This is a genomic window from Aequitasia blattaphilus, from assembly GCF_024721305.1.
Lineage (GTDB): Bacteria > Bacillota > Clostridia > Lachnospirales > Lachnospiraceae > Aequitasia > Aequitasia blattaphila.
Genome location: NZ_JAMXOD010000007.1, coordinates 34,032 through 57,312, shown reverse-complemented (window position 1 = coordinate 57,312; position 23,281 = coordinate 34,032). Strand labels below are relative to the sequence as shown.

Sequence of the window (23,281 nt, the reverse complement as noted above, 5' to 3'; positions counted from 1 at the left end):
GGATTAGGAAATGAATAAGGAAGAACGTGTAGAGGAAGCAATTGTATTGCTAAGAGAAAAGGGTTATCGCATAACCAATCAAAGACGAGTACTTCTCAAGCTGATTATCGATAACGAATATTCTTCGGTGAAAGAAGTATACTATGCCGTTAAAAAAATCGATCAGAATGTAGGAATTGCGACGGTATATCGAACAATTCAACTCTTGGAAAGTTTGAACTTGGTGAAAAAAGAGATGACGGTAAGTTTTTGAATGAAGGTGGTGAAAGATGATGCCCTTAACAATGTTAAACATGGGAGACTCCGCAAGTATTAAGAAGGTTGGAGGAAAAGAAGAAACAAGAAGTTTTCTTGGAGAGTTAGGTTTCGTTGCAGGTGAAGAGGTGAGAATCGTTTCTTCCAGTGGCGGAAATGTGATTGTACAGGTAAAGGACTCCAGAGTTGCAATCAGCAAATCGATAGCGAACAAGATTATGGTTTAAAGGAATAGGAAACAATAAGGAGAGATAAGAAGATGCAAAGTTTAAGAGATGTTCCGGTAGGTTCGACGGTAAGTGTTAAAAAGCTTTACGGCGAAGGTGCAATTAAAAGAAGAATTATGGATATGGGCATTACAAAGGGTACTTCTGTTTATGTAAGAAAGGTTGCTCCATTAGGTGACCCAATCGAAGTTACAGTAAGAGGATATGAATTGTCTCTTCGTAAAAGCGATGCAGCATTAATAGAAGTAAACTAATCGAGGAGGAAGAGAAATGGGAATTACGATAGCCCTTGCGGGAAATCCAAACAGTGGTAAAACTACCCTATTTAATGTGCTTACAGGCTCCAACCAATACGTTGGAAACTGGCCAGGGGTTACAGTTGAGAAAAAAGAAGGAAAGTTAAAGGGAGAGAAAGAGGTTACCATTACTGATTTGCCTGGAATCTACTCCTTGTCACCTTATACACTAGAAGAGGTGGTAGCAAGAAATTATCTTCTAAATGAAAAGCCAGATGCAATTTTAAATATTGTAGATGGTACCAATTTGGAAAGAAACCTCTACTTAACGACACAGCTTATTGAGCTTGGAATACCGGTTGTTGTTGCAGTTAATATGATGGATGTAGTGGAAAAGAGCGGTGATAAAATCAATACAGGAGTCTTGAGTAAGAAGTTGGGATGCCCTGTGGTTGAGATATCTGCTATGAAGCAAAAGGGAATTGAAGAGATTACGAAGAAGGCAATCGAAGCTGCAAAAGGTAAGACCTCTGTTCGTGTTCATGAATTCTCAGCTGTGGTTGAATCTGCTTTGACCGAGATTGAGGGAATGATTGAGGACAAAGGTGGAAGAAATGACAAAGATCAACGATTTGTTGCAGTGAAGCTTTTTGAGAGAGATGATAAGATTAAAGAGCAGATTGCCATGAGGATAGATGTTGAGAGTATTATTTCCAAGTGTGAAGAAGTGCTGGATGATGACGGAGAAAGTATTATCACGAATGAAAGATATAACTATATCAGCTCGATTATCGAGGGAAGTTTAGTAAAAGCAAGCAAGGTAAAGCTGACAACCTCTGATAAAATTGATAAGATTGTAACCAACAGATGGCTTGCACTGCCGATTTTTGCAGTTGTTATGTGGATTGTATATTACGTATCGGTTACAACCGTTGGAACTTGGGCGACGGATTGGGCCAATGATGGAGTGTTTGGAGATGGCTGGAGTCTTTTTGGATTGGAAATACCAGGAATTCCTGTGATTCTAGGAGGTTTTTTAGAATCTGTTCATGCGGCTGGCTGGCTTCAGAGCTTGATTTTAGATGGTATTGTGGCTGGAGTTGGAGCAGTATTGGGATTTGTGCCTCAGATGTTAGTTCTCTTTATCTTCCTGGCATTTTTAGAGTCTTGTGGGTATATGGCAAGAATCGCATTTATTATGGACAGAATTTTCCGCAAATTCGGTTTGTCTGGAAAATCCTTTATTCCAATCTTAATTGGAACAGGTTGTGGTGTGCCGGGAATTATGGCATCCCGAACGATTGAAAATGATCGAGACCGAAAGATGACAATCATGACAACGACATTTATTCCGTGTGGTGCGAAACTACCAATTATTGCATTGATTGCAGGAGCCCTGTTTGGTGGTGCTTCATGGGTAGCGCCAAGTGCATATTTTGTGGGAATTGCAGCGATTATTATATCTGGAATTATGCTAAAGAAAACAAAGATGTTTGCAGGAGATCCGGCACCTTTTGTTATGGAGCTTCCTTCATACCGTATGCCAAGAATATCGGATGTTCTTAGAAGCATGTGGGAAAGAGGATGGTCATTTATTAAGAAAGCGGGAAGTATTATATTGCTTTCTACCATCTTTATCTGGTTTACATCAAACTTTGGTTTTGTAAATGGAAAATTCGGCATGGTTGAGGATCTTGAAAATGGTTTATTAGCAAGTATCGGTAAAGGAATCTCATGGCTATTTGTTCCTCTTGGATGGGGAGAATGGAAAGCCGCAGTTGCAGCCATTACCGGATTGGTAGCAAAAGAAAATGTAGTAGGTACTTTTGGGATACTGTATGGTTATGCAGAAGTAGCAGAAGAGGGTAATGAAATATGGTCCACGCTTGCAGCAAGCTTTACTGCATTGAGCGCTTATTCATTCCTTGTATTTAATCTTCTTTGTGCACCTTGCTTTGCGGCAATGGGAGCGATTAAGAGAGAGATGAATAATACAAAGTGGTTTTGGTTTGCCATTGGATATCAAACAATTTTAGCCTATGGAGTTGCATTGGCGGTTTATCAGATTGGTAATATTTTCACCGGTGGAGCGTTCACCATTTGGACGATTGTTGGATTCCTTGTTGTAGCTCTTATTCTCTACTTTTTGTTTAGACCATATAAGGAGAGCAAAACCTTGAACATAAATGTTTCGAGTGTAAAAGCTCATAAATTTGCGAAATAAGACGCAGATTTGATTTAGAAAGAAGGGGTTTTATGGAGGCATTATTTACCAGCGGTATTTTGTCAACAGCGATTATTGGAATAATACTACTTATAATTGTTGTTCTGATTGTGAGAAGTATTGTGAAGAAGAAAAAGAATGGTGGCGGATGCAGCTGTGGATGTGATGGGTGTGGCATGGATTGTGGTCATACGGAACATAGGAAATAGTAAAAAAGCTTTTCTACGAAAAACGTAGAGAAGCTTTTTTACTTGTAGGAGAAAGGGGATTATATTAATATAAGTGTATAGAAGAATGTGAGGGGAGGACATGGGAGTGTACAAAAATAGAGTATTCAAAGGAATAAGAGGTTTGGGAATTGTTCTGATTCTTTGCCTTCTAGGGTACATGTTTGTTGTAACAAGCTCATATGAACGGGAGGACAATAGTCTTGAGGGGATCCGTTTTATTGGGGAGTATCAGCAGAAAGATGGTGAATGGGTAAAGCTTGGGAAAGAGATGAAGCTGGAAAATGTCAAAGAGGATCAAGTAATCTTAAAGGGACACTTTTCGAGAAGGTTAAAGGAAAATGAAGAACTTCATCTGTATATTTATTACCTGGAAGTACAGGTATTTAATGGCGAAACTGAAATTTATCATTATGGCGAAGTTTCGGGATATCCAAGAGCAATGCAATCGGCTGGAATAAGCTGGGAAGAACTGACCATTGATCAGGCAGAAGATCAAGATGATATTACGATTATTTTATCGAATAAATATCCAGAAAATGCGAATTACTCTTATCAGGTATTTCTTGATAATCTTTGTGTGGGAGATACGTGGACATTAATGAAGAAGCTTTTTGTTCAGGATATGCTTCTGCTAATTGAAGGGGGTGTGCTCATTGCCTTTGGGCTTCTTTTGTTTATCCTTGCTCCTTTAATCGGACGGGGGGACAGAGAAATCCTTAAGAAGATGATGTTCTTTGGTTTGTATATTTTGACTGGGGGAATTTGGATTTTTATTAATGGCAGATACATAAGTCATGTTTTTGAGTTTCCTTTGTTCCTGGCGGTGTTAGACACAAGCCTTCAAAGCTTCCTGGTTATTTTGACAATCTCCTATCTGATGATTTTTGTGGAAACAAAGGAACGGAGAGTGCTGCAGGCAATGGAGTGGCTGTGTGGGCTGGCTTGGTTGTGTGTGCTGGGACTCCAGGCGCTGGGGTATGCAGATGCCTATAACATCCGTATGTATCTCGTGCTTTTCAATCTCGTCATCAGCATAGGGGTTATGGTGTTTGTGGTACGTCATTTGATGATCTACCCAAGCAGGAGAAAGAAAAGAGGCTTAATGATGGTCTCGATGATTGTGTACTGTGGGTTCATGGTAATGGAGATGTTGAATTTTTACTTTGATTTATTTAGTACAGGAAAGATTCTGGCCAGTGGGCTATTTGTCTTTGTTTTGATACAAGCGTTTTTATTTGTCAGGGCTACAGTGAAGATGATTGAAAACTCTAGAAAAGTAATGGAATACGAAGAAGAGATTACCAGGAGTAAGATTGCAATTATGCTGAGTCAGATTCAGCCTCATTTCCTATATAATGCATTAAACACCATACACTATTTGTGCAAGACCAATCCAGAGCTGGCAGCTGTGACGGTTGAAAAATTTTCGAAGTATTTGCGAGGAAACATGGACTCCTTGAAAGAGAGAAAGCCGATTCCCTTTGAGAGAGAATTGCAGCATTTGGAGAATTATCTGGCGATTGAGAGGCTTCGCTTTGAAGAGGTGGATTTTGAATATGAATTAGAAGTGAGAGACTTTTTGATTCCTTCCCTTACCATACAGCCCTTAGTGGAAAATGCGATTAAGTATGGGGTGGCGCCCTTGGAGGAAGGCGGAGTTGTGACACTGCGAAGTTATGAAAATAAAAAGAATTATTACGTTGAGATTGAAGATAATGGGAAGGGATATAATCCAGAGGAAAAACAACGGGATGGAAGAAGCCATATAGGAATTACGAATACAACAGAGAGGATTGAAACACTTTTAGGAGGCAGTTTATCCATTGAAAGTGTCGTAAACAAAGGAACGAAAGTTACGATCAAGCTGCCGAAAGAGTTTCAGAAGATAGAGGAGGAGTCATGAGAGTTGTATGTGTAGATGATGAGAAAATTGCACTAAAGAATATTTTGCTTAGTCTGGAAGAAATTGAGTCGGTAACGGAAAAGGAAGGGTTTACAAATCCGCTTAAGTGTTTGGAATATTTAAAAGAGCATAAAGCTGATGTTGCCTTTTTGGACATTCATATGAGGGAAATGAATGGGCTGGAGATGGCGAAGCAGGTGAAAGACATTGATTCGGACATCAGTATTATTTTCCTGACAGGATATTCGGAATATGCAGTAGAAGCTTTTAAACAACACGTATCTGGATATCTCCTGAAGCCGGCAGGAGTAGATGAAATACGAAAAGAATTGGAATACGTTAAAAAGGACCAGGTAACAGAATTAAAAAAGGGAGTCGTTATGCAGACTTTTGGGAATTTTGAAGTCTTTTATGACGGAAAACCTATTCATTTTTCCAGAAGTAAGTCCAAAGAGATTCTTGCGTATTTAGTAGACCGGAAAGGAGCAGGTGTGACGATGTCGGAGCTGGCTTCCATCATTTGGGAGGATGGGATGTATGACCGTTCCAGACAAAAACAAATGCAAACCTTTGTAAGTGAAATGGGAAAAGCCTTAAAAAGTGTTGGAGCAGAGGATATTATCATTAAGAATCGTACGGGAATTGCCATTGACAAAGGGAAAATTGAGTGTGATTACTACGCCTTTTTGGAAGGTGATGTAAAAGCTGTGAATGGGTATAGTGGAGAGTATATGAGTAATTACTATTGGGGAGAATTTACAGTAGGATACCTGGATTCCCAGAAAGATTATTAGGTGTTGTTCAATTGATGTCCTTGTTTGGTAGTATAAACCTATACCAAACAAAAAAGAGGAGGATATTGTGATGAATAAAAAAGTGATTGTAAAGGTGCTGTTAGGGATTTGCAGCGTGCTGCTTCTTACTGGATGCGGGAAAGCCAGTCAAGGAGATGCAGGAAAAGAGGAGATAAAAAAGAAAGCTGTGATTGAACTGGAATCGAATCCGACTACGGGATATACCTGGAGTTATCAAATGACTGGTGATGGGAAAATGGTATTCAAAAGTGAGGATTTTATAGAGGGCAGGCAAGGGGAGGATCAAATTGCAGGAGCACCCGGCAGAAGCCGCTATGTATTTGAGGCAGAAAAGGCAGGGCAGGTATCGGTTGTTTTTGAGTATAAACAAGATTGGGAAGGCGGAGAAAAGGCCTATACAGTGACTTATAACTTTGAGGTGGAGAAGAACTTAAATGTGAAATTTGTGGATAAAAATTCGGAGGAATTATCGGAATTTTCAGAGCCCGTAATTGAATAATAAATACCTATTTACTTCATTGACTTTGGATTTTTTGAGGACTATAATGACCTTAGACGCAACGATGCGTAATTCATTGAAAGGTGAGGGAAATTAGACATGGATCAAAACAAATTAAAAAGAGTACTTGCTTCTATGGAGGCAAACCAAGTGCCACAGATGATTATATCTGACCCGGTAGCGATTTTTTATTTGACTGGACATTGGATTCATCCAGGAGAAAGATTGTTGGCACTTTATCTAAATACTAATGGTAATCATAAGATGATGATTAATAAGCTCTTTCCTCAAGAAGGAGACATGGGGGTTGATATCATCTGGTATGATGACATTGAAGATGGGGTAGAAATACTGAGCCAATATGTGGACAAAGATAAGGTGATGGGAATTGATAAAACATGGCCGGCAAAATTCCTGATTCGTTTACAAGAGCTGGGCGGCGGAAGTAAGTTTGTGAATGGTTCGCCAATCATCGATTACATTCGTATGGTGAAAGATGAAAAAGAGCAAGCTCTTATGAGAGAATCCTCCAGACTAAATGATATTGCAATGGAAAAGTTGATACCATATGTAGTCAAAGGCATGACAGAAAGAGAGCTAAACGCAAAGATACGGGAGATTTATAAAGAGCTGGGATGTGAGGATGTATCCTTTGATCCAATCACAGCTTATGCAAAAGGTGCAGCAGACCCACACCATGTAACCGATGATTCAAAAGGAAAACGTGGAGATTGTGTGGTTTTGGACATTGGGGCTTTTAAAGATAATTATGCTTCGGACATGACAAGAACGGTATTTATTGGTGAAGTATCAGATCGACAAAGAGAAATCTATGATATTGTAGTGGAAGCTAATATGCGTGGTATTGCTGCGGCAAAGCCTGGAAATAAGATGAAGGATGTAGACTTGGCAGCACGTAACTACATCGAAGAAAAGGGATTTGGACAGTACTTCACTCATAGAACAGGACACTCCATTGGTCTGGAAGATCATGAGTTTGGAGATGTGTCTTCTGTCAATGAGGATGTTATCCAGGTAGGACAATGCTTTTCTGTTGAGCCGGGAATTTACATTCCGGAAGAGGGAATTGGAGTTCGTATTGAGGATTTAGTAATCATTACGGAAGATGGATGTGAAGTGTTGAATCATTTTACAAAAGATTTGATTGTAGTACCAGAAGAATAAAAGAATGGATTTGACGTAGGAAGTCCCTTTACAAAAGAAGGGGCTTCCTATTATTATTAGATAGAAGATTATACAGGAGGATGAAAAGATGGCAGGAAATGAAAAATTGACAAGAGAACGAGCTCACGAAATACTGATGAAATATATGGAAGGTGAAAACTATATTACCCACTCTTATGCTGTGGAGGTAATTATGAAAGGCCTTGCCAAAAGATTGGAACCTGACCAGGTAGAATACTGGGGAATAGTCGGATTGCTTCATGATCTGGATGAAGAGCATTGTGACTGGCAGAATGATTTAAGCGTACATGGACCAACCTCAATAGAAATTCTTAAGAAAGAAGGGATTGAGGACGAAGTTTTATTTGAGGCCATCAAAGCTCATAATCCAAAATCAGGGAAAAAGGCTAAGACAAACCTGGAATATGCAATTCTTGCGGCGGATCCAATGAGTGGCTTTGTAAAAGCAGTGGCTCAAATCTATCCGGATAAAAAGATCGCAAGTGTGAAAAAGAAATCCATTCGTAAAAGATTTAATGAGCTTCGTTTTGCAGCAGGAGCCAATAGAGATTATATGGAGGCGATTGAATTTACAGGTCTTAGACTGGAAGATTTGATGGATATTGCATTGGAGGAAATGACAGAAATAGCCGATCAAATTGGTTTATAATAAATTCTTGACATTTCCGTCTAAAAGTTATAGAATTGTTTAGTGTGCACGCAGGTACATCCTATTTGTGCGCCCACATTTGCAATGAGCAAAAACAGCAACTTATTATAATCATAGGAGGTGAAAAAGAAATGCCAACATTTAACCAGTTAGTGAAAAAAGGTCGTCAGACATCTGTAAAGAAGTCTACAGCACCTGCGCTTCAAAAAGGTTACAACTCTTTGAGAAAAAGATCAACAAATGAATCTGCTCCTCAAAAAAGAGGTGTTTGTACAGCAGTTAAGACTGCTACACCAAAGAAGCCTAACTCAGCACTTAGAAAAATTGCCAGAGTACGTTTGTCTAACGGTATTGAAGTAACAAGCTATATTCCAGGAGAAGGCCACAACCTTCAAGAGCATAGCGTTGTTCTGATCCGTGGAGGAAGAGTAAAAGACCTTCCAGGTACAAGATACCACGTTGTTAGAGGTACACTAGATACAGCAGGAGTTGCCAACAGAAGACAATCTCGTTCTAAGTATGGTGCAAAGAGACCAAAAGACGCTAAATAAAAACTAGTGTAATCACAAACGGAACTATGATGAAGTAAGTTGCGGATTCGATAGATAAACGCACTACACAGGATCATTAGAAAGACACATGTGAGTACCGATGAATTAATCAGTGTTTATACACAATAATGTTTAAGGAGGGAAGGACCGTGCCACGTAAAGGACATACTCAAAAAAGAGACGTATTAGCAGATCCAATGTACAATAATAAAGTGGTTACCAAGCTTATCAATAACATCATGTTAGATGGTAAGAAGGGTGTAGCACAGAAAATTGTATACGGAGCATTTGATAAGGTCGCAGAAAAAGCCGGTAAGCCAGCTATTGAAGTATTTGAAGAGGCTATGAATAATATTATGCCTGTACTTGAAGTTAAGGCTAGAAGAATCGGTGGAGCAACTTATCAGGTACCAATCGAAGTAAGAGCGGAAAGAAGACAAGCTTTAGCACTTCGTTGGTTAACATTGTATTCTCGTAATAGAGGCGAAAAGACAATGGAAGAAAGACTTGCTAATGAGCTTTTGGATGCATCCAATAACACAGGAGCATCTGTGAAGAAAAAAGAAGATATGCATAAGATGGCTGAAGCGAATAAAGCTTTTGCTCACTATAGATTCTAACAGGAGGAAGAAATCTTGGCTGGAAGAGAATATCCATTGGAAAGAACAAGAAATATCGGTATTATGGCTCATATTGATGCTGGTAAGACAACGCTTACAGAGCGTATCTTATATTATACCGGTGTAAATTATAAGATTGGGGATACTCATGAAGGTACTGCTACCATGGACTGGATGGAACAGGAGCAGGAAAGAGGTATCACAATCACTTCTGCAGCCACAACTTGTCATTGGACTCTGCATGAATTAGGAAAGCAGAAAGATGGAGCGTTAGCTCATCGTATCAATATCATTGATACTCCGGGGCACGTTGACTTTACAGTAGAGGTTGAGCGTTCACTTCGTGTGCTTGACGGAGCTGTAGGTGTTTTCGACGCAAAGGGCGGAGTTGAACCTCAGTCAGAAAACGTTTGGAGACAAGCAGATACATACAATGTACCAAGAATGGCGTTCATTAATAAGATGGACAAAATGGGTGCAGATTATTACGGGTCTACTCAGCAAATCAGAGACAGACTTGGTAAAAATACAATTATGCTTCAGATTCCGATCGGAAAAGAGGATGACTTTAAAGGTCTCGTCGATTTGATGGAAATGAAGGCCTATATCTTTAATGATGATAAAGGTGAAGATGTAGATATCATCGATGTTCCAGATGATTTGAAAGATGATGCTGAGTTATATCATGCAGAGTTGATTGAGAAAATCTGTGATTTAGATGATGATTTAATGATGGAATACCTGGAGGGAAATGAACCTTCAGTTGATGCATTAAAAGCAGCCCTTAGAAAAGCTACATGCGAAAACAAGGCAATTCCTGTTTGCTGTGGTTCTGCTTACAAAAACAAAGGGGTACAAAAGTTATTGGATGCGGTAGTTGAGTACATGCCTTCACCAATCGACATTCCTCCAATCGAAGGAACGGATGATGAAGGAAATGAAGTGGTAAGACACTCATCTGATGAGGAACCATTCTCAGCATTAGCATTTAAGATTATGGCTGACCCATTTGTTGGAAAGCTGGCTTTCTTCCGTGTTTACTCAGGAACTTTAAATTCAGGTTCTTATGTATTAAACGCAACAAAAGGAAAGAAAGAAAGAGTTGGACGTATCTTACAGATGCATGCCAATAAGAGAGAAGAGCTTGACAAGGTTTACGCAGGAGACATTGCAGCAGCAATCGGCTTCAAACTAACAGGAACTGGTGATACACTTTGTGATGAAAAGAATCCTGTTATTCTTGAGTCTATGGAGTTCCCAGAACCAGTTATCGAGCTTGCAATTGAACCAAAAACAAAAGCATCTCAAGGTAAGCTTGGAGAATCTTTAGCAAAATTATCAGAAGAAGATCCAACCTTTAGAGCTCATACTGATCCGGAAACAGGCCAGACCATTATTGCAGGAATGGGTGAGCTTCATCTAGAGATTATCGTAGATAGACTTCTTCGTGAGTACAAAGTTGAAGCGAATGTAGGTGCACCTCAGGTTGCTTACAAGGAAGCTTTCACAAAGCAAATCGAAGTGGACAGCAAGTATGCAAAACAATCCGGTGGTCGTGGACAGTACGGACACTGTAAGGTTCGTTTCGAGCCTATGGATGTTAACGGCGAAGAAATTTACAAATTTGATTCTACTGTAGTTGGTGGAGCGATTCCTAAGGAATACATCCCAGCTGTAGGACAGGGTATCGAAGAAGCTATGCAATCCGGTATCTTGGGTGGATTCCCAGTAGTAGGAGTTCATGCAACGGTATATGATGGTTCTTACCATGAAGTCGATTCATCTGAAATGGCATTCCATATTGCAGGATCTATGGCGTTTAAGGATGCGATGAAGAAATCTTCACCAGTACTTCTTGAACCAATCATGAAAGTTGAAGTAACAATGCCTGAAGAGTACATGGGAGATATCATTGGTGATATCAACTCACGTCGTGGTAGAGTAGAAGGAATGGATGATTTGGGTGGCGGAAAAATCGTAAGAGCTTTCGTTCCATTATCAGAAATGTTTGGATATGCAACAGACTTGAGATCAAGAACTCAGGGACGTGGAAACTACTCAATGTTCTTCGAAAGTTATGAACCAGTTCCAAAGTCAGTACAGGAAAAAGTTTTGTCTGTAAAGAACGATTAAGTAAATGGTAAAAAGGGCTTGAAAAACTTAGAATTATAAAATATAATCAAAGTTAGCCTAGTAACGAAAATAAAGAAATGCCTAGATAAAAAGGCGATTTAATAAGGAGGAAATTCAAAATGGCAAAAGCTAAATTTGAAAGAAACAAACCACATTGTAATATTGGTACTATTGGTCACGTTGACCACGGTAAAACAACATTAACAGCTGCTATCACAAAGACTCTTTCTGAAAGAGTTGCAGGAAACGCTGCTGTAGATTTTGAAAACATCGACAAGGCTCCAGAAGAGAGAGAAAGAGGTATTACTATCTCTACAGCTCACGTTGAGTACGAAACTGACAAACGTCACTACGCTCACGTTGACTGCCCAGGACATGCCGATTACGTTAAGAACATGATCACAGGAGCAGCTCAGATGGATGGAGCTATCCTTGTTGTTGCAGCTACAGACGGAGTTATGGCTCAAACTAGAGAGCATATCTTACTTTCTCGTCAGGTAGGTGTACCTTATATCGTTGTATTCATGAACAAATGTGACATGGTAGACGACGAAGAATTACTTGAATTAGTAGAAATGGAAATCAGAGAACTTCTTGACGAATATGAATTCCCAGGTTCTGATACACCAGTTATCCAAGGTTCTGCTCTTAAAGCTTTGGAAGATCCTACTTCTGAGTGGGGAGACAAAATCATGACACTTATGGATGCTGTAGATAGCTATATCCCAGATCCAGTTCGTGAAACAGACAAACCTTTCTTGATGCCTGTAGAGGATGTTTTCTCTATCACAGGACGTGGTACTGTTGCTACTGGTAGAGTAGAGCGTGGAACACTTCACGTAAATGATGAAATCGAAATCGCTGGTATTAAACCAGAATCTAGAAAGAGCGTTGTAACTGGAGTAGAAATGTTCCGTAAGCTTCTTGATGAAGCTCAAGCTGGAGATAACATTGGTGCACTTCTTCGTGGAGTTAACAGAGATGACATCGAAAGAGGTCAGGTTCTTGTTAAACCAGGTAGTGTAACTTGCCACACAAAGTTTACTGCTCAAGTTTACGTATTAACAAAAGATGAAGGTGGACGTCATACTCCTTTCTTCAACAACTATAGACCACAATTCTACTTCAGAACAACTGACGTAACTGGTGTTTGTAACTTACCAGACGGTGTTGAAATGTGTATGCCTGGAGACAACGTTGAAATGTCAGTAGAATTAATTCACCCAATCGCTATGGAACAAGGTTTACGTTTCGCTATCCGTGAAGGTGGACGTACAGTAGGATCAGGAAGAGTTGCTACAGTAGAAAACTAAATCTTGAATACTTACTTATAATTTTAAAAATGATCCGAGAAAACAGAGATGTTTTCTCGGATTTTTTGGCTCTATGTCAAGTGTTGGAGTTGAAGGCGCCTGGTGAGTGAATATAGTTAAGGAATCTTTATAAAGCATAAAGATGTGCAGAATACAGGTAATATTAGGCATTGAGATGCTTGTGTTGATAGAAAAAGAAAAGCTTATCAGGAATAATTTTTCGTACTCCCAAGAAACAATGCGAGAAAATTGGTCGAATGATTCCTCTGTGATTTATATTGATCAAGTCATATTTTGCCCACATGGATTTGTAAAAATAGAATCGGATTAATATTTATATGTACAAATAATAAAAATATGATACAATGAGTGGGTAAGTATATTTGAAATAATATGGAAGTGTGCGAATCGGAAGTGTGCAAGATTTTGTGGGAGACTCGCACTAGACATGTTAACAAATATATTATAAAAGCAAAATAATTAGTTCTACGGAATTACTGATTTGATAACAGATATCAAAATATTGAATTTGAGAATTTTGCATAACTATATTTTGCGGTCATTCCTCGAATGGGGAATGTGGATTGAAGTCTGCTTTATACGAGGTTAAAACCGCAAAACCGACGTCATTCCTCGAATGGGGAATGTGGATTGAAGTATTTGTATCATCTACTGTCAAACGATCTACAGCACGTCATTCCTCGAATGGGGAATGTGGATTGAAGTGTTGATATGGCACGAAACACAGCCAGTCATGCTGTCATTCCTCGAATGGGGAATGTGGATTGAAGTAATTCCCATCTTCTATTCCTCCACTTCTGGCAATGTCATTCCTCGAATGGGGAATGTGGATGGAAAGTTATTGATTGTGTCTTTGGACGTGTGGAAATTTGTTGTTATGTTACGAGTGCCACATATGGCCTAAATGCATAAGAATAATTCTTTGCTTCTTTTTCAAACTAATCAATGCCCTTCAACTTTCTAAAAGGTGTTGAGGGGATGACGTATTTATAAAAATGACTCATTTTCCGATGAGGCATCAGATCTAAAAAGGGGATGATATATAACGCAAAATAAAATACATCTAAATGAGAAAAAACCGAACCTTGACGTTGATAATAAGAGAAAATCATGATACAATCAAAATCAGAAGGTGAGGTAGGAGTTATGCTGATACAATTTAAATTTAAGAATTTTAAATCATTTAGAGATGAGGTAATATTAGACTTGTCATCTGCAAAGATGACAGAACACTCAGAACGTGTAGTTGTGATTGGGGGAGAAAAGATTCTTCCGGTTGCGGCTATTTATGGAGCCAATGCAAGTGGAAAAACCAATGTATATGAGGCGTTTCAATATATGAAAGAGTATGTTTGCAATTCCTTTAGTTATGGTGATGAAGAGGGTGGGGTTGAACGATTTGCGCCTCTTCCATTTCTTTTCGACTCAGACTCTAAAAACGAAGAGAGTAGCTTTGAAGTCTTTTTTATCGTACCGGAAGATAAGACGGAGAAGACTTATAACTATGGTTTTTGTGTTGGGATAAACGGTGTAACGGAAGAGTGGTTTAATTCTAAAGCTAAGACAGCTCGAAAGTTTAAAGCTGTTTACTATCGTTCTAAGATAGAGAGAGTTTTGGATTTATCGGGAATTCCACAAGCAAGTCGAAATAATATAGAAATTGCATTAGAGGATGAGACTCTGATTTCATCTTTGGGAGCGAAGTTAAAGATTGAGAAATGCAAGATAATAAGAGAGTGGTTTATAAGGAATGAGTTTGCAAACTTTGGAGATTCGGCATTCGACCTTAAACACTCGAGACTATTACCTAGTGGGTTTGTAGATGATAAAAAAGTCCGCGAGCGTATTGTGAATTACTTAACGACATTTGATAATAGTATTAAAGGATTTGTAGTTGAAAAGCGTCTGAGTGATGGTGAATCAAAAAAAGATACATACAGCATTGCGACGCTTCACAAAAAAGTGGATTCTGATGAAATGGTAGGGATTCCTCTTCAAATGGAGTCAGCGGGAACCTTGAAAATGTTTTCGCTTTACCAGGAGTTACAAGGAGTTTTGGAGAGTGGGGGGGTACTTGTTGTTGACGAATTAAATGCTAGGTTACATCCTCTTTTGGTTAGAAATTTTATTTTGGCATTCTTAGACCCAAAGATTAATACGAATCATGCTCAGTTGATTTTCACTTCTCATGATATATGGCAACTATCAAATCAGTTGTTGAGAAGAGATGAAATATGGTTTACGGAAAAGAATGAGCAGGGTATTTCAGAGCTCTATTCCTTGGCGGACTTTATCGATGAAGATGGATCTAGGATTCGTAAGGATGAGAACTATGAGAAAAACTATCTAGCAGGTAAGTATGGTGCAATCCCATCATTGAAGAGCTTGGATCTTGTAAGGGAGGGGTAGAGATTGCGAAAAGATAGAGTAGGTAATCGTGAGCCTCGAAGTAAAAGAAAGAATAAAAGATGTCCTAATTTAGGATATTATCTGATTGTAACAGATACAGAAGGTACAGAAAGGTGTTACTTTGAAGGAATTCGCGATAGTATTAAACCGGAGCTACGTGACAGGTTGGTAATACGAGTGATTGAAACGGACACAGATAAAATGATTAGTAAATGCTTGGAATTGATGGAGTATGATTCGCAGTACAGAATTCCTTGGATAGTATTTGACCGAGACCGAGTACCTACTTTTGATGGAATTATAGATAAAGCATCCCGCAATGATATACAGGTAGGCTGGTCAAATCCTTGCTTTGAGATATGGTTATATGCATACTTGGGAAAAATGCCTGCAATACATGAGTCATGGACTTGTGGTGAGAAATTTGGGGTGGCTTATAAGCATGCAACGGGACAGGCGTATTCAAAAACAAGTAGTGATATATATAGTAGGTTATGCAAGTACGGTGATGAGCCAGCAGCTATAAGACTTGCGGAACTAAAACTGCAACAGTGTATAAGGGAAGGAAAAACTCTCCCATCGGAGATGTACCCGGCAACAACGGTTCATGACTTAATTAGAGAAATAAAAGTTGCGATTGAGTGTGGTGCAAATTGATAAGATATTTTTGTTTACGAAAATAATTTGAAATGCGACAGAAACTATACTATAGAAATCTGTCGCCTGTTTGGTACTAGTAATTGATAGTATTTAAATCCACATTCATAAATTGAATGACATTAAGAGTATACTAAACTAAGGAGCAGAAGGCAAATGTTAAGCAAAATAATAATCGAACTCACTATAAATTATTATAGATGTATCGTAAAAAGTGTGTTATAGTAAGAAAAAAATAACCCGAAGGAGAGGTGATTGCAAATTGAACACATACAAAAATATTTTTGAATTGAAATATATACCCATCAGAGTATGTTTGGTAGCGATGGAAAATGCTACTTTGCCAGAATACCTTGGTTCTACTATTAGAGGTGTCATTGGACAAGCGCTATATCAAAACCAAGAAGCATATCAATATATTTATCAAAATCGTAAATTAAGTGATAATAAGCAAGATATTGTTAATCCTTATATTATTGTTCCGAGTCAAGAAGAAAGAACTAAGTACAAAAGAGGAGAACAGTTGTTTTTTGAAATCAGGCTATTTGGTGATGCAAAAAAGTATATGAAAGAATTGATAGAGGCACTAGAAAAAATCGATTTATATGGCTTGGGTGTCTCAAGATATAAATTTACGTTAGATAAAGTTATACAGCCGTGTTCACAAAGAATAATATGGCAAGACAGACAATACATTGAACTAGCTGCCAAAAGCGTATCATTGCCATGCTTACATTTGAAACATGTGAAAAAGGCGAGATTATATTTACAAACACCTCTCAGAATTCGGAGAGGTGGAAAACTACTTTTAGATATTGATTTCCCAACAATTATTAGAAATATAACGAGTAGAATAGAGACACTTACGAGACGTTATGGGGGAACAATAGATGAAAGCGAAATGATTCGAGTGAATAACCTTGCAAAAGATGTATTGATATCAGAGAAGGAAATTCGTCTAAAGGAAATGAACAGATATTCAAACCGATTGAATCAAAAAATGGACTTTAGTGGTTTACAAGGCATGATTGAGTTTGAGGGAAAATTAGATGATTTTGTTCCATGGATATATGCAGCACAAACTATTCACATTGGGAGAAATACAACTTTTGGGATGGGAAAAATCGAAGTGGAATTTTTATAAGAGGAGGAAGAAAAATGTCAGAAAAGAAAAAAGAGTTAGATAATAAAAAAGAGTTAGATAAGAAAACTATATTAGATATTGTAAATAATTATCAGGATAATGCTGAGGCATTAGTGAAGGAACTCTATTTTAAAGTAGAACACGGCTCGACAATAGGTACATATAGAGAGGGAATATGGAAAGAGATGTTTGAACAAATCATTCCTAAGAAGTTTGTAATTGAGCAATCTGTTTTTATCATTGATGCGAAAGGGCGGGTGTCGAAAGAGGTAGACTTGGCTATTTTTGACAATAATTTTACCCCTTATATATTTCGGTATAAAAATTTAAAGTTTTTGCCAATAGAGGCGGTAGCCGTTGTTGTAGAGTGTAAGAGTACTTCTATGAACAAAAAAGTATTGCAGGAATGGGAAATGGCTATCAAAGAATTAAAAACTGCTAATAAGGCATGTGCTCGAATGGCAGCGAAAATTGTACGCACAGGGGATGGATTTGCAGCGACGCCAACACAAACAGCAACAAGACCGTTAAGAATATTATGTTATTTGAGTGAGGACAAAATAAAGATTGAAGATGAAATAAAAAGTGAAAATAAAACAGAGAGGGAATGTTTGAATTTTGACATCACGATACAAGCAATTAAAGAAAAAAAGATAGAAGGAAAAAAGGCAGAGAAAGGAAGACTAAAAATAACTTTTTCGAATGAGTTTGAAAATCTTCAGGATTGGTATAAATCCTTAAACCATGTAGATGAGGCAGCATATGAAGGGAAAATTGACGAAGGAGAAGTGTTACAAAATATAAAGCTGAATGAGTACACAGTTCATAAAGGCAAAAATAAAGAGCCTATAAGTTTATTATCTTTTAACTTACAGTTGAATCAGCTATTAGTTATTTTAAACAATCCTGTCCTATTTCCGAATAAGTCGTATGCTGAAATGTTTAATGATAAATGTAGAGAGGAGAAATAATGGTGAAAACACAAATAGTTGCATTATCAATTGATAAAGTACAGACCGTTTTATTTGATGTGATTCAAGGACATGAACAGGAGAAGCAGACAGAAGAGAAAACACTAAAACAGATTATGAGTGCATCACAGGAAATATCAAATGATTTTCATAAGGCAATTGAAGAGAAGTTTGAAGTTAAGGAAGCCGATATTTTGATAGCTTGCTCAGGAGTGTTCATATTTAGTTGTGAGATTTCGGTAGAAAGTATTGAAAAAAAACTAAATGAATTATTTGCAGAATATTATGAGAGCTCACAAGGAAAGAAAAAAATCCGTTTCACTTACTTTGAGAAAAATGAAATGACAGATATAAACGTAATTCAGGAAGCGAAAAAACGATTAAAAAGCAATCGAGAATTCAGTCAGGTTATTGAAAAGAATAGCGATAAGTTATTTGCTTTTAAAAAAGGGAAAAAAGCAAATGAGTCAGAAGTTGATAGAGGGGAATTTCCATATTTTTCACGAACAATTAACGATTTATACTATTCTGAATCAGGTGAAGATGGAGAAGCGAAAAAACGCTTTAGGATTGCAGTTATAAAAGCGGACTTAGATGGAATGGGAGATATGTTTAAAGGGATAACGAAATATAAGCGATATAAAGATATAAGTGTTATCCTAAATGAAAGGGTGTCGCTAGATTTTTTACATAAGGTAGCGGAAGAACATGCACCATCGAATCAAAAAGAATGGGTATTTCCATTGTATATGGCAGGTGATGATATGTTTTTTGCTGTATATCTGCCAAATCTGGTTAGAGGAATTGATGTTTGTCGAGATATAATGGAAAGAATAAACGAAAAATTAGATGTAAGTCCAGAACAAAAATTGAGTATGAGTGTAGGTGTATCTATAACATTTAATAAAGAGCCAATCCGGTACTATTTGGATATGGTAGAAGAGCAACTAGCGTGTGCAAAACAAGCGGAGCTTGATAAATGTGAAAGTCAAATTTTACCGAATTGTGATATGAAGATCGCAATTAATAAAATCGTATTTTTTGATATTAATCGAGAACAGGTGAAGAAGCAGAAAAAGCTTTTAGGTCCGAAAAAAACAGAAGAAAAGCAAGGAATCAATCGGATTATGGATAATAACCTAAACTGGTCATTTTTTGTGGATGATCTAAATCTGATTGATAAGATAAGGCAAGATGAAGAGACAAAGGATAAAATCGGGACAACCAGTTTCTTCTATGGTCTATTACAGAAGATAACAAAAGAAGAGGTGGCTAATAATCTTGAATATATGATTCAGCTAATGTATCACTTGCAGATTCAAAACACCAATGAATCTAGATTATATGAAACGGAGTTATTACTGAAGTGGAAAATCATAAAGCTTATCTATAAGAGAGATGCAAGGAGTAGAAAAGGGAGAACAATTCATTTAGGCAATAAAAAAATAAAGCAACAGTTTGAAAGTTATTTACGTTTGTTGCTACTTTTTTCTGACGAACGATTTGGACTTATACAAAAAAGTAAAGTAACAAAGATAAAATTAAAAAGTGAGAATAAAAAACAAATCCAACAGGAATTATTCATGAAACCTATTCATTATATACATGATTTGTTAATACCAAAATACGGAAAAGAGCTTGTAGAGATTTTTGTCAAAATAGTGCCATTTAATAAAACCAGAAAGATTAAGTCAGAGTATGTGCAATGCTTATCAATTGATAAATCAATGTTTTTTAACTTACGAAAAATAGAGAAGGTTTCAATTGAAAAAGCAGCATATATGATTGGATTGAAAAATGATGAAAAGGTAAAAGAAATTAGTAATGAAGAGGAAGAAGACATAAAGGAAATAGATGGTCAGGGAGAAGAGGAGGAGAAAAATCCCTATAAATTATATTTTGATAGAGAGGGATTTTTGACCTATGGCATGAAAAAGTGGGATGCAAATTTTGTTGATGCAATCATGTTGATATATGAATACAATGATAAGTTAATAAAGTATAAATCTTTTTGGAATAATAAGAAGGAGGGAAATAAAAATGAGCGATAACATAAGAATTAAAATCAGGTTACAGTCAAATTTATACATTGGAGGAGCGCCATCCGCGTTTGAAATCGGTGGTATTGATCAAACGACAGTAGTGGATCAAGAGGGATTTCCGTACATTCCGGCATCCACACTAAAGGGTGCATTCAGAAATATAGTTCATCAAGAACAAAGTGAAAATGAAAAAAAGATTGCAAAATTGTATAGGGATTACATACAAAAAATGAAAACGGATAATATTGCCTTAATCAGAAATAGTGTGGAGAAGGAAGAGCTAGAAAGAATAGAGCAGAGGTATGAGATATATTTAGATGAGGATATGCCGCTTTCAGAATATATTTTTGGAATGAAAGGTTTTAATAATACTCCCAAATTACTATTTGATGATTTCAAATTAAGCAATGATTTTCGAAATGTAAAGCAATGTTTTTCAATTGACATGAAAGCCGAAATCAAGAATGAGGATAATAAGATATTGTCGAACCCACGAACGTATAAAGTGGCAAGATGCGGTCTGGAGTTTGAAGGAATGATTCGATTCTATAAAATAGAATCCCTTTCTGAAAGTGCAAATCAAATTTGTAGAAAAAATATAATTGCGAATCTAAAAAAGTTCAATGAGGGTGTATATCGGCTGGGAAATTCTAAAAGCCGTGGTTATGGAAGGATAGAGGTGATAATCGAAGAACAGGAGGGAATGGAATGATAAATACTTATCTTGTAGAACTTATGTCAACAGGTGCAATTACACAGCTTCCTGATTCACAAAAGGTTTTTGGTGCCTTAATTTATATGTTTGCAGAGGAGTATGGTAGTAGAGAGGCAACACAAATGGTTAAAGCAATCAAAGAAAAGAATATACATTTTTCCTTATCTAATGTTATTCCCTATGGTTATGTACCTTTACCTCAAGCATATCTAATAGAACAAAATCAAAAACTAGATTTGCAAAACAAGAAAAACTACAAATTGATAAAACGTGTGAAGTATATTAAAAAAGAGGACATAGGGAGTATATTAAATAGTAAGAAACAAGTGGATGAAGTAATGTCTTACGTAAGGTTTGACACATGGCAGCAACTTCGAGCATCAATTGATAGCATTCGATATGATATGCCAGAATTGGAAAGTAAATTGTATTCAGTGCCGGTTACAGAAGTGATTGAGGTAAAAAAGAATGGTACAGTTACACAAGAAACGCCTGTCAAAAAATTCTGCTTTTATATGCAAGTGGAAGAAAATGAACAGACAGAAAAGCTAGTCAAGCTGCTAAAGAGACAGTCTGAAATGAATAATATAATGATTTTAGGAAAACGTGCCTCACAAGGAATGAATACATATGAAATCCAGGGGTTTCATAAAGAAAAAGAAGGAGATAGCAAAGGAAACATGTATCTTAATATGGGAATGCTGCTTCCTGACAAAATATCGTTTACAGATTCGGCATTAGAGTTATTTACATCGGAAAGATGTTCTTTTAATATTGAGAATAGGTGGAATTCAAAACAGAGAATGGTTAATTACATTAGCTTTGTATCGGAAGGTAGTATTATTGCTATCTCAGAAGGCATTAAAGTGGCGGGGAAATGCGTAGAATCACCTTCTAATCCGGACAGAGATATTGTTTTTGGTAACGCTTATTTGTGGCCAATAAAACTGAACAGGGGGGAGGTATAAGATGGAGAAAATCACATATAAATTACAGACACTATCTAGTTTGATTGTATCGCCAAGAAATACTATGGCCTGGTACGAGACCCTAGGAGCTTATTCGGAAGAAGATGTTCGTGTTAGTCTTGATGAAAAGCGTCTTCCTAATACACCCAATATAATATACCCTTTTTATCAATATGGTGAATATGATAAATATGATCCCAAACATGCAGAGTATTATTTGCCGGGTTCGTCAATTAAAGGTGCACTTTGCTCTATGCAGAAAGAGCATGGAGAGTTTATCATGGTAGATGATATAAAAATAGAGAATGAATATATTGAGTTGAGAAATCTTTTCAAGGCGCAGGGAATTCAAGAGTCTACACCAAAATGGGATTATTATTTTGATGGGTTGGGTATTGAAATGATTAAGGAAGACGAAGGTTTTCAAGGAACTATTTTTGCGGATACAAAGGAAAGGATGTATGAAGTTCTTAAAAATGCGAGTATATTGACGCAAGAAAAAATTAAACAAATGATTCTGTATTTGAACTCATTAAAGACAGTTGAAGAAGATAAGAATAGAGAATTTCTAAATGGAGTAGACAGTGTTATTGCAGCCCTAAAAAATTTTCAAAGAAAAGAAAATGTAATAATCATGGGAGGATATAAAGGATTTTTACATTCATTAAAAATAGATGGGGACATTAACGAAAAGGAGATCGCATCGGCACTTTATATTGATCCGATTACATCTTGTCCACATGGATTTGTAAAAATAGAAATATATTGATATTTATATGTATTTATGTCGAAAATATGATACAATAAAGCAGATGAAATATTTTGATAAGAGGCAGAATGAAAAGTTGGTGTGGTATTAATATAATAGTGCGAGTCTCTAGTATGCAAAAATTACATGGAGACTCGCACTGAAAAAGTCACATATATCATCGTAAATAAAAAGTATATTTGAAAAAACCTTTTTTGTCTATTTTAGATATACAAAATGCAGGGCGATATTAGTTTTTTTGACTAAATATTGCGGTCGTTCCTCGAATGAGGGACGTGGATTGAAATTCATAAAGTCGGTTACGCATCTTCGTTGATAACTGTCGTTCCTCGAATGAGGGACGTGGATTGAAATAATAATAAGCATGTAAAAATGACGGGAAGTGAGGTCGTTCCTCGAATGAGGGACGTGGATTGAAATCTTTTTGTATTGCTTCCCGTGTCTGGTACCAAGAGTCGTTCCTCGAATGAGGGACGTGGATTGAAATGTATTATACGCCTTTAATGGCGTGATGTCAACACCGTCGTTCCTCGAATGAGGGACGTGGATTGAAATCCCGTTCCAAAGCTGGTAGTTCATTTAGCACTGCCGTCGTTCCTCGAATGAGGGACGTGGATTGAAATCCGCTCAGATTTGTTAGTTAAAGCGTACTTGATTGTCGTTCCTCGAATGAGGGACGTGGATTGAAATTCCTTTCTGCTCTTGATATTCTATTTTTCCGACA

At 37.2% G+C, this 23,281-nt stretch carries 22 protein-coding genes and 2 CRISPR repeat arrays (1 of these 24 running past the window's edge); all 22 genes read left to right on the top strand.

The window, feature by feature from the left end; genetic code table 11:
* Positions 1–10: 10 nt before the first annotated feature.
* Positions 11–253 (top strand): Fur family transcriptional regulator, encoded by a 243-nt coding sequence (locus NHH15_RS06445; RefSeq protein ID WP_262065840.1) that lies wholly within the window; start codon positions 11–13, stop codon positions 251–253.
* A gap of 16 nt (positions 254–269) precedes the next feature.
* Positions 270–482 (top strand): FeoA family protein, encoded by a 213-nt coding sequence (locus tag NHH15_RS06440; protein ID WP_262065839.1) that lies wholly within the window; start codon positions 270–272, stop codon positions 480–482.
* Between the two features lie 32 nt (positions 483–514).
* Positions 515–736 (top strand): FeoA family protein, encoded by a 222-nt coding sequence (locus tag NHH15_RS06435; RefSeq protein WP_262065838.1) that lies wholly within the window; start codon positions 515–517, stop codon positions 734–736.
* Positions 737–752: 16 nt separating this feature from the next.
* Entirely contained in the window at positions 753–2,942 is a 2,190-nt protein-coding gene (gene feoB, locus NHH15_RS06430; protein WP_262065837.1) for a ferrous iron transport protein B, read from the top strand.
* 32 nt (positions 2,943–2,974) lie between these two features.
* Positions 2,975–3,151 (top strand): FeoB-associated Cys-rich membrane protein, encoded by a 177-nt coding sequence (locus NHH15_RS06425; protein ID WP_262065836.1) that lies wholly within the window; start codon positions 2,975–2,977, stop codon positions 3,149–3,151.
* A gap of 106 nt (positions 3,152–3,257) precedes the next feature.
* Complete coding sequence (locus NHH15_RS15605; RefSeq protein ID WP_262065835.1) at positions 3,258–5,075, top strand: sensor histidine kinase; 1,818 nt, start codon at positions 3,258–3,260, stop codon at positions 5,073–5,075.
* Complete coding sequence (locus NHH15_RS06415; protein ID WP_262065834.1) at positions 5,072–5,869, top strand: response regulator; 798 nt, start codon at positions 5,072–5,074, stop codon at positions 5,867–5,869. The genes NHH15_RS15605 and NHH15_RS06415 overlap by 4 nt, the downstream gene beginning before the upstream one ends.
* Before the next feature lie 70 nt (positions 5,870–5,939).
* Positions 5,940–6,389, top strand: a complete 450-nt coding sequence (locus NHH15_RS06410) for a protease inhibitor I42 family protein (RefSeq protein WP_262065833.1) — start codon at positions 5,940–5,942, stop codon at positions 6,387–6,389.
* Positions 6,390–6,488: 99 nt separating this feature from the next.
* Positions 6,489–7,574 (top strand): M24 family metallopeptidase, encoded by a 1,086-nt coding sequence (locus NHH15_RS06405; protein WP_262065832.1) that lies wholly within the window; start codon positions 6,489–6,491, stop codon positions 7,572–7,574.
* An 88-nt stretch (positions 7,575–7,662) separates the two neighbouring features.
* Positions 7,663–8,244 (top strand): HD domain-containing protein, encoded by a 582-nt coding sequence (locus tag NHH15_RS06400; protein ID WP_262065831.1) that lies wholly within the window; start codon positions 7,663–7,665, stop codon positions 8,242–8,244.
* A 131-nt stretch (positions 8,245–8,375) separates the two neighbouring features.
* Positions 8,376–8,795: a 30S ribosomal protein S12 gene (gene rpsL, locus NHH15_RS06395; RefSeq protein WP_262065830.1), complete on the top strand. Its 420-nt coding sequence runs from the start codon at positions 8,376–8,378 to the stop codon at positions 8,793–8,795.
* A gap of 149 nt (positions 8,796–8,944) precedes the next feature.
* Positions 8,945–9,415, top strand: coding sequence for a 30S ribosomal protein S7 (gene rpsG / locus NHH15_RS06390; RefSeq protein WP_262065829.1), 471 nt, complete (start codon positions 8,945–8,947; stop codon positions 9,413–9,415).
* 15 nt (positions 9,416–9,430) lie between these two features.
* The gene (fusA, locus tag NHH15_RS06385) at positions 9,431–11,548 is read left to right on the top strand and encodes an elongation factor G (protein WP_262065828.1); all 2,118 of its coding nucleotides are present in this window, start codon (positions 9,431–9,433) and stop codon (positions 11,546–11,548) included.
* A gap of 119 nt (positions 11,549–11,667) precedes the next feature.
* Positions 11,668–12,861: an elongation factor Tu gene (tuf, locus tag NHH15_RS06380; RefSeq protein WP_262065827.1), complete on the top strand. Its 1,194-nt coding sequence runs from the start codon at positions 11,668–11,670 to the stop codon at positions 12,859–12,861.
* Between the two features lie 558 nt (positions 12,862–13,419).
* Positions 13,420–13,720: direct repeats of the CRISPR family, unit length 33 nt; unit sequence GTCATTCCTCGAATGGGGAATGTGGATTGAAGT.
* 272 nt (positions 13,721–13,992) lie between these two features.
* Positions 13,993–15,291 carry an AAA family ATPase gene (locus NHH15_RS06375; protein WP_330639160.1) on the top strand — a complete coding sequence of 433 codons (1,299 nt, stop codon included), beginning with the start codon at positions 13,993–13,995 and terminating at the stop codon, positions 15,289–15,291.
* Positions 15,292–15,294: 3 nt separating this feature from the next.
* Positions 15,295–15,948: an RloB family protein gene (locus NHH15_RS06370; RefSeq protein ID WP_262065826.1), complete on the top strand. Its 654-nt coding sequence runs from the start codon at positions 15,295–15,297 to the stop codon at positions 15,946–15,948.
* 262 nt (positions 15,949–16,210) lie between these two features.
* A complete protein-coding gene (cas6, locus tag NHH15_RS06365) occupies positions 16,211–17,092 on the top strand; it encodes a CRISPR system precrRNA processing endoribonuclease RAMP protein Cas6 (RefSeq protein ID WP_262065825.1) in 882 nt (293 codons plus the stop codon).
* A 14-nt stretch (positions 17,093–17,106) separates the two neighbouring features.
* Positions 17,107–18,063 (top strand): DUF6602 domain-containing protein, encoded by a 957-nt coding sequence (locus NHH15_RS06360; protein WP_262065824.1) that lies wholly within the window; start codon positions 17,107–17,109, stop codon positions 18,061–18,063.
* Between the two features lie 2 nt (positions 18,064–18,065).
* A complete protein-coding gene (locus NHH15_RS06355; RefSeq protein WP_262065823.1) occupies positions 18,066–20,114 on the top strand; it encodes a Cas10/Cmr2 second palm domain-containing protein in 2,049 nt (682 codons plus the stop codon).
* Positions 20,104–20,817 (top strand): RAMP superfamily CRISPR-associated protein, encoded by a 714-nt coding sequence (locus NHH15_RS06350; protein ID WP_262065822.1) that lies wholly within the window; start codon positions 20,104–20,106, stop codon positions 20,815–20,817. The genes NHH15_RS06355 and NHH15_RS06350 overlap by 11 nt, the downstream gene beginning before the upstream one ends.
* On the top strand, positions 20,814–21,788 hold the full coding sequence (locus NHH15_RS06345) for a hypothetical protein (protein ID WP_262065821.1): 975 nt from the start codon (positions 20,814–20,816) through the stop codon (positions 21,786–21,788). The genes NHH15_RS06350 and NHH15_RS06345 overlap by 4 nt, the downstream gene beginning before the upstream one ends.
* 1 nt (position 21,789) lies before the next feature.
* Positions 21,790–22,557 (top strand): hypothetical protein, encoded by a 768-nt coding sequence (locus tag NHH15_RS06340; protein WP_262065820.1) that lies wholly within the window; start codon positions 21,790–21,792, stop codon positions 22,555–22,557.
* A 254-nt stretch (positions 22,558–22,811) separates the two neighbouring features.
* A CRISPR array of direct repeats spans positions 22,812–23,281; the repeat unit is 33 nt; unit sequence GTCGTTCCTCGAATGAGGGACGTGGATTGAAAT (it continues 1,909 nt past the right edge of the window).

Excerpts from the sequence above, each read along its gene's own strand:
- NHH15_RS06440 (WP_262065839.1), top strand. The coding sequence starts at position 270 with ATGATGCCCTTAACAATGTTAAACATGGGAGACTCCGCAAGTATTAAG.
- NHH15_RS06415 (WP_262065834.1), top strand. The coding sequence starts at position 5,072 with ATGAGAGTTGTATGTGTAGATGATGAGAAAATTGCACTAAAGAATATT.
- NHH15_RS06435 (WP_262065838.1), top strand. The coding sequence starts at position 515 with ATGCAAAGTTTAAGAGATGTTCCGGTAGGTTCGACGGTAAGTGTTAAA.
- NHH15_RS06405 (WP_262065832.1), top strand. The coding sequence starts at position 6,489 with ATGGATCAAAACAAATTAAAAAGAGTACTTGCTTCTATGGAGGCAAAC.
- NHH15_RS06425 (WP_262065836.1), top strand. The coding sequence starts at position 2,975 with ATGGAGGCATTATTTACCAGCGGTATTTTGTCAACAGCGATTATTGGA.
- NHH15_RS06400 (WP_262065831.1), top strand. The coding sequence starts at position 7,663 with ATGGCAGGAAATGAAAAATTGACAAGAGAACGAGCTCACGAAATACTG.
- NHH15_RS06410 (WP_262065833.1), top strand. The coding sequence starts at position 5,940 with ATGAATAAAAAAGTGATTGTAAAGGTGCTGTTAGGGATTTGCAGCGTG.
- NHH15_RS06340 (WP_262065820.1), top strand. The coding sequence starts at position 21,790 with ATGGAGAAAATCACATATAAATTACAGACACTATCTAGTTTGATTGTA.
- NHH15_RS06360 (WP_262065824.1), top strand. The coding sequence starts at position 17,107 with ATGTCAGAAAAGAAAAAAGAGTTAGATAATAAAAAAGAGTTAGATAAG.
- rpsL (WP_262065830.1), top strand. The coding sequence starts at position 8,376 with ATGCCAACATTTAACCAGTTAGTGAAAAAAGGTCGTCAGACATCTGTA.
- feoB (WP_262065837.1), top strand. The coding sequence starts at position 753 with ATGGGAATTACGATAGCCCTTGCGGGAAATCCAAACAGTGGTAAAACT.
- NHH15_RS06350 (WP_262065822.1), top strand. The coding sequence starts at position 20,104 with ATGAGCGATAACATAAGAATTAAAATCAGGTTACAGTCAAATTTATAC.
- NHH15_RS06445 (WP_262065840.1), top strand. The coding sequence starts at position 11 with ATGAATAAGGAAGAACGTGTAGAGGAAGCAATTGTATTGCTAAGAGAA.
- NHH15_RS06345 (WP_262065821.1), top strand. The coding sequence starts at position 20,814 with ATGATAAATACTTATCTTGTAGAACTTATGTCAACAGGTGCAATTACA.
- tuf (WP_262065827.1), top strand. The coding sequence starts at position 11,668 with ATGGCAAAAGCTAAATTTGAAAGAAACAAACCACATTGTAATATTGGT.
- NHH15_RS06375 (WP_330639160.1), top strand. The coding sequence starts at position 13,993 with ATGATACAATCAAAATCAGAAGGTGAGGTAGGAGTTATGCTGATACAA.